Source organism: Methylocapsa sp. S129 (genome assembly GCF_009765995.1).
Classification (GTDB): Bacteria; Pseudomonadota; Alphaproteobacteria; order Rhizobiales; family Beijerinckiaceae; genus Roseiarcus.
The window spans coordinates 864,254-870,911 of record NZ_LMUI01000011.1 but is presented as its reverse complement, the minus strand read 5'-3'; the positions used below and the strand labels follow the sequence as shown (position 1 = coordinate 870,911).

Annotated in this window: 4 protein-coding genes; 3 read left to right on the top strand and 1 reads right to left on the bottom strand. The window is 63.0% G+C overall.

Annotated features, from left to right (window positions below; all coding sequences use genetic code 11):
* Positions 1-83: 83 nt before the first annotated feature.
* Positions 84-2,357, bottom strand: coding sequence for an EAL domain-containing protein (locus tag GSQ90_RS06600; protein WP_210254831.1), 2,274 nt, complete (start codon positions 2,355-2,357; stop codon positions 84-86).
* Between the two features lie 474 nt (positions 2,358-2,831).
* Here GSQ90_RS06600 and GSQ90_RS06595 point away from each other — a divergent pair, with 474 nt between their 5' ends.
* The 3 genes from GSQ90_RS06595 to GSQ90_RS06585 are packed head-to-tail and all read left to right on the top strand — an operon-like array spanning position 2,832 to position 6,651.
* Entirely contained in the window at positions 2,832-3,968 is a 1,137-nt protein-coding gene (locus GSQ90_RS06595) for an iron-containing alcohol dehydrogenase (RefSeq protein WP_158813963.1), read from the top strand.
* A 9-nt stretch (positions 3,969-3,977) separates the two neighbouring features.
* Positions 3,978-5,480, top strand: a complete 1,503-nt coding sequence (locus GSQ90_RS06590) for an aldehyde dehydrogenase (RefSeq protein WP_158813962.1) — start codon at positions 3,978-3,980, stop codon at positions 5,478-5,480.
* Between the two features lie 22 nt (positions 5,481-5,502).
* Complete coding sequence (locus GSQ90_RS06585; protein WP_158813961.1) at positions 5,503-6,651, top strand: mandelate racemase/muconate lactonizing enzyme family protein; 1,149 nt, start codon at positions 5,503-5,505, stop codon at positions 6,649-6,651.
* Positions 6,652-6,658 lie beyond the last annotated feature (7 nt).

Below are 6,658 nucleotides of genomic sequence, written 5' to 3'. Positions count from 1 at the left end.
GGACGGGCGGGCGCCGGACGCAACCGCCGCTGGCGACCCCGATCCGAATGGCGAGGGCTGCGGATTATTCCGCCGCCCGCGCTTCAGGAATGCTGTCGCGCCGCGAGCAGCTTTTCAATGTCGCAAGCGGGGATCGGCTTGCTGAAGTGATAACCCTGCATTTCGTCGCAATTATTTTCGCGCAGGAATGCAACCTGGCCGTCTGTCTCGACGCCCTCGGCAATGACCCTCAGATTCAGCTTTTGGCCGAGCGAGATCACAGCGCTGGCGACGGCCCGGTCGCTCTCATTGTTGAGAATGTCGCTGATGAAGGACTTGTCGATCTTCAATCGGGCGACGGGGAAGTTCTTCAGCGCAGCGAGGCTCGAGTAGCCGGTGCCGAAATCGTCGACGGAAAGCTGGACGCCCAGAATCTGCAGTTCCCGCATCGTCGCGACCGCCTGGTCGACATCCTGCATGATCAGGCTTTCGGTCAGCTCAAGCTCAAGATATCTAGCGTCGAGGCCGCTTTCCTGCAACGCGCCGGCGACGCGGCTGACCCAGTTCTTTTCCTTGAATTGCCGCGCCGATACGTTCACGCAAATGGTCATAGGCGGCAGGCCCGCATCTTGCCAGGCCTTGTTCTGCCGGCAGGCGGCGAGCAAAATCCAATCGCCGATCGGCACGATCAGCCCCGTCTCCTCCGCCATCGGGATGAATTTGATCGGTGAAATCATGCCCATGGTCGGATGCTGCCAGCGGATCAACGCTTCGACCGCGAAGACGCGCCCCGTTCGCAGATCCACCTGCGGCTGATAGTGGATGACGAATTCCGAGCGGACGATCGCGTTTCTCAGTTCTTTTTGCAGCAGGAATTTTTCGTGGACCTTCGTATTCAGTTCCGGCGTATAGAACTGAAAATTGTCGCGGCCGATTTCCTTGGCGCGGTACATCGCCGCATCAGCATTGGCCAGCAACGTATCGGCGTCGGTCCCGTCATTGGGATAATTCGCCAAGCCTATGCTGCAAGTGACCTCAAGATCATGCCCGTCGACATGGATCGGCTCCGCGATCGCCGCCCTGACTTTTTGCAGCGTCGCCGAGATGATGTCCGCGCTCTTGGGCTGATCGAAAAGAAGGATCACGAATTCATCGCCGCCGAGCCGCACCACCGTATCGGTCGCTCTGATGCAAGAGACCATGCGATGGGCGACGATCTTCAAAAGTTCGTCGCCGACATTGTGGCCCAGGCTGTCATTGATGAATTTGAAATTGTCGAGATCGACGAACACGACGGTCGCCCAACGGTCGTAGCGCTGTGCGTATAGGACCGCCTGCGTGAGGCGGTCCTTGAGCAGGGTGCGGTTGGGAAGCCCGGTCAGCGCGTCGTGGTTGGCCATGAAGTGAATGCGATCTTCGGCCTGCTTGCGTTCGATCGCAATGCCGGCGATGCGCGTGGCGGCGTCGACCAGGCGCATTTCGGCAGCGGTCGGTTCGCGCACTTCCTTCGAATACATCGCGAATGTGCCGAGCACCGCGCCATGATGCGACAGGATCGGGGTCGACCAGCATGAGCGAAGGCCGTGCGGAGCGGCCAGGTCGCGACAATCCGCCCACAACGGGTCAGTCAGGATATCGGCGACCACAATGGTTTCCCGCCGAAGAGCGGCCGCGCCGCAAGAGCCGGCATTGGAGCCGATGCGCAGGCCATCGATGGCCTCGGCATAAGCTTTCGGCAGGTTCGGGGCGGCGCCATGGCGCAACCGGACGCCGTCGCTGTCCAGCAGCAGGACGAAGCCATGCATCCGTATCATCTGCGACTCGATGAGGCGCACAAGACGATCGAGAACATTTTCCAGCGGCGCGCTGACCGCGATCATTTCGAGGATCTCGGCTTGCTCCTCATGTTGAACGTTCGCCAGTTTCCGCTCGGTGACGTCTTCATGCGTCGCCACCCAGCCGCCCTCGGGCAGCGGCTGATGATGAATCAGGATCGTCCGGCCGTCCTTGAGTTCCGCGGTCCAACTATCCGCGACGCGCCCCAGATTGACCCGATCACACCATGAAAGATATTCCTGCGGCGTCATCGCCGGGCACGCGCCAAGGGCGAAGCGGCGTTCGGCGATCTCCCGCAATGTCTTGCCGACGCTGACATCTTCGGGCGCGAGGCCGTATATTTCCGCATAGCGGCGATTGCAAAGCATCAGCCTTTGTTCGCCGTCGAAAAAGCACACGCCCTGCGCGATCTTGTCGATGGTCGTTTCATAACGCAGCACCTGCGCCCTGAGCGCCCCTATTGTCGATTGACGCTCGGATTCGCCCCTTCCGCTCCCGATCTGACGCCAGAGCCTGTCGCCGCCGACCTCCGGCTGCGCCATGCGCTCATGATCGCGGTCAAGAGATTGGCCGTGGCGTTGAAGCAAAGCCTGCCCGAGCATCCGATAAATCCCGCCGTCCGAGACTGGGCCAAATCGACCGCGCGCCCGGAAATGACATTGTTGGGGACATTCGGATTTGCACCGATACGATGAAGCGGCATGATGCCCATAAGTCCCGCCGGGAGAACTTACTCATCGTGTGATCCAGCCAATACGTCGCCATTTCTGAGATTGCGACGTTGATCAGACCAATTGAATTAGCCGCTGCCCGGCTTAACAATTCGTAACCGCCGTCGTTACCTTTGGAGCGGCGCTTTCATAGTGTTAACGAGCCGTTAGCACAGCGCGGCGCTGGACCGCCTTTCCTCACCCGCATGACAACAAGGCATTGGCGCATCTTCAAAATCATATTCCCTGGCGCGCCCCGGCAGTCGATGGTGCGCCCTCATCTGGCAAACCAGCGAATGGCGGAAAATGGGCGTTTATGAACTCGCGCGGATGCCGCGCATTACGGCGGGCGTCGGCGCGCGCGCGCGGATCGCGACGCTGGCCGGCGCGCAGGGCCATGTCCTTCTTGTCGCCGATCCCGGGCTGAAATCGACGGGCCTCGTCGAGGAGATCGCAGGGGGATTGCGCGGCCACGGCCTCGCTTTCACAATCTTCGACGCGTTCCAGAGCGACCCGACCATCGCGCAGGCCGACGCCGCCGCCGCATTGGCGCGATCAGAAAAATCCAGCGTCGTCGTCTGCCTGGGCGGCGGCTCCGCGCTTGATCTGGGCAAGGCGGTCGCCGCGATCGCGCTCGCCGCGGACTCGGCGGCGCATTATCAGCTTTTCGCTAACCCCCTGCCCGCCAAGGGTTTGAGGAAAATTTGCGTGCCGACCACCGCCGGAACCGGGTCGGAAACCACGCGCACGGCGATTCTGACTCGCGACGATCACGCCAAGGTCTGGCTCTGGGGCGACGAAATCAAGGCCGACGAAGTCGTGCTCGATCCTGAATTGACGGTCAGCCTGCCGGGACCGCTGACCGCCGCCACGGGCATAGACGCGCTGGTCCATGCGGTGGAGGCGGCGACCAATCGCAACGCCAACCCGGCCGCCGGCCTTTATGCGCATGAAGCGATCCGGCTCGTAGCGCGCCATCTCGTGGCGGCGGTCGAGACCCCGGGGAATCTGGAGGCGCGCGCGGGCCTGCAATGGGCGGCCGCCTTCGCCGGCGTCGCCATCGACAATTGCGGCACGGCGATCGCGCATGCGCTTGGTCACGCCATGGGCTCGCTGCGGCCGATCCACCACGGCAGGGCGGTCGGCATCGCCATGCTCGCGAGCTTGCCGTGGAACGTCGAGGACAACGAGGCTTTCGCCGCCTGCGCCGCCGATATGGGCGCGGAGCCGAGCGCGCGCGGCTTCATCGCCGCTTATGAGAAGCTGCTGCGCGCGAGCGGCGTCAAGCTTTCGTTGGCGGAAGAGTTCGCCGGCGTGACAGCGCAGGAACTCGCCGCGCAGACGGCGCGGCCGGAAAACGCCGCCATGCGCGATTCCAACCGCCGCGCCGCCAGCCAAGCGGATCTGCTGATGCTCGCCAGACAAGTTCTCTCCGTTTCATAAGGCTCGGCCATGCTCGATCGCCCCAACACCAAAGCCGGCTGGCTCGCCCGCGCGGCCGACCTCAAAATAGAGGCGCGCGCTTTCATCGACGGCGCCTATGTCGATGCGGTTTCAAAGCGCCGATTCGAGAAGGTGTCGCCGATCGACGGACGCGTCTTTGCCGAAGTCGCCGATTGCGATGCGGCGGACATCGATCTGGCGGTCGCCGCCGCGCGGCGCGCCTTTGAGAAAGGCGAGTGGCGCGATGCGGCGCCCGCTCACAAGAAACGCGTGCTGCTGCGCTTTGCCGAACTCATCCGCGAGCATATCGATGAGCTGGCGCTGCTGGAGACGCTGGACGTCGGCAAGGTGATTGGCAACTCGCTCGCGGTCGACGTGCCGTTTTGCGCCGATTGCATCCAGTATTACGCCGAGCTGGCCGATAAGCTGATCGACGAAGTCGCCCCCGTCGGCGCGAATGACGTCGCGCTCATTCGCCGTGAGCCGCTGGGCGTCATCGGCGCCATCGTGCCCTGGAACTACCCGCTGATCATCGGCGCTTGGAAAATCGGCCCTGCTTTGGTCGCTGGCAATTCCGTCGTGTTGAAGCCCGCCGAGCAATCGCCGCTTGGCGCCATTCTGCTTGGCGGCCTCGCACATCAGGCCGGGCTTCCCGCCGGCGTTCTCAATGTCGTGCCGGGCTTTGGCGAGCGCGCCGGCAAGCCGCTGGCGCTGCATCCCGATGTCGACATGATCAGCTTCACCGGCTCGACGGACGTCGGCAAGCTCATGCTGCGCTATTCCGGCGAGAGCAATATGAAGCGCGTCTCGCTCGAATGCGGCGGCAAGAGCCCGCATGTCGTGATGGCCGACGCTGACATCAAGGCGGCGGCCGAAGCGATCGCCTGGGGCATTTATTACAATCAGGGCGAGACCTGTCACGCGGGATCGCGCGTGCTGGTTCATTCTTCGGTGCGCGCCAGGCTGGTCGAAGCGATCGCCGAAGTCGCGCGCGCGCAAATCCCGCTCGGCCATCCCTTCGAGGCCGCCTCGCAAATGGGCGCGCTGGTTGAAAAGCATCATATGGAGCGCGTGCTTTCCTATATCGCGCTCGGCGAAAAAGAGGGCGCGCAGATTGCGCTCGGCGGCAAGCGGGTTATGGCGGAAACCGGCGGTTTTTACATCGAGCCGACCATTCTCGATGGCGCGCGCAACGACATGCGCATCGCTCAAGAGGAAATTTTTGGCCCCGTCGTCGTGGTGATTCCTTTCGAAGACGAAGCCGAGGCGACCCGTCTGGCCAATGCGAGCATTTATGGCCTGGGCGCCGCGGTCTGGACCGCCGACATGAATGTCGCCCATCGCCTGACGCGCGCCATCAAGGCGGGCACGGTTTGGGTCAACACATTCGACCGCTCGTCGATGGCGACGCCGTTCGGCGGCTTCAAACAATCGGGCTTCGGCCGCGACCGCTCGCCGCACGCGGTCGACAAATACATGGACTTCAAGACAATCTGGACCGCTTATCGCTGAGCGCTCTCTGACGGAGCCTTTTATGCCCGACCCTTTCACGCCTCTCGCCCTCGCCCCCAAAGCGATCATTACGGCGATCGAAATCACCCGGCATCGCCATCATTTCGATCCGCCGTTCAATGCGAGCTGGGATTCCAAGCCGCGCACGTTCTGGGACGCGGCGATCGTGCGCGTTCATACCGATCTTGGCGTCACCGGCATTGGTTCGGGCGACATGATGCTCGGCTTCGAGGGGCACGAACATCTGTTCGTCGGCCAGGATGCGATGGCGATCGAGCGGCACTGGCGCATCCTCAACAACATCAGCTTTCACTGGGGCCGCTGCTGGCCGCTCGACATCGCTTTATGGGATCTGGCGGGCAAGATTACCGGCCAACCCTGCTGGAAGCTGATCGGCGGCCTGTCCAATACGGTGAGGGCTTATGCGTCGTCGGGCACATTGCGCGGCCCCGCGGAGCTTGCCGACGCGGCGGAAGCCTATCTCGCCAAGGGCTTCACCGCGCTGAAAATCCGGTTCCACCGCGGCGACTGGCGCGCCGACATCAAGGCGCTGGAAGCGGTGCGCGCCCGGATCGGCGACAAGCTCGACCTGATGGTCGATTGCAATCAGGGCTGGCGGATGTCGTGGGACGTCTACGCGCCATGGTCGCTCAAAGACGCGGTCAAGGTCGCGCGCGAACTCGAACGGCTCGGAATTTACTGGATGGAGGAGCCCCTGCATCGCGGCGATCGCGCTGGGATGCGCCGCTTGCGCGAGATGGTCGACGTGCGCGTGGCGGGCGGCGAAATGACCCGCGAACTCTATGAGTTCCGCGATCTCATCACCGAGGGCTGTCTCGATGTTCTGCAACCGGACGCGGCTCTGGTCGGCGGCTTAACGGGCCTGCGCCGCGTCGCCCTGATGGCGCAAGAGCACAATCTCGTCTTCACGCCCCACACCTGGACCAACGGCATTGGCGTCGTCGCCAACGCCCATCTGGCCGCCGGCGTCGCCGACGCGCCATTCCTCGAATTTCCCTACGATCCGCCCGAGTGGGATGTGGATCGTCGCGATTACATGATGGCTGAGCCCTTGAAGATAGACAGCGCTGGCAATATCGTGCTGACTGACCAACCGGGCATGGGATACGAACTCGCGGAGGACATGCTCGCCAAAACGCGCACCGGATGACTTCTCG

What these genes read in the sequence shown, in the direction of transcription:
- GSQ90_RS06600 (WP_210254831.1), bottom strand. Translation starts at nt 2,357, where the DNA reads ATGGCGCAGCCGGAGGTCGGCGGCGACAGGCTCTGGCGTCAGATCGGG.
- GSQ90_RS06595 (WP_158813963.1), top strand. Translation starts at nt 2,832, where the DNA reads ATGGGCGTTTATGAACTCGCGCGGATGCCGCGCATTACGGCGGGCGTC.
- GSQ90_RS06590 (WP_158813962.1), top strand. Translation starts at nt 3,978, where the DNA reads ATGCTCGATCGCCCCAACACCAAAGCCGGCTGGCTCGCCCGCGCGGCC.
- GSQ90_RS06585 (WP_158813961.1), top strand. Translation starts at nt 5,503, where the DNA reads ATGCCCGACCCTTTCACGCCTCTCGCCCTCGCCCCCAAAGCGATCATT.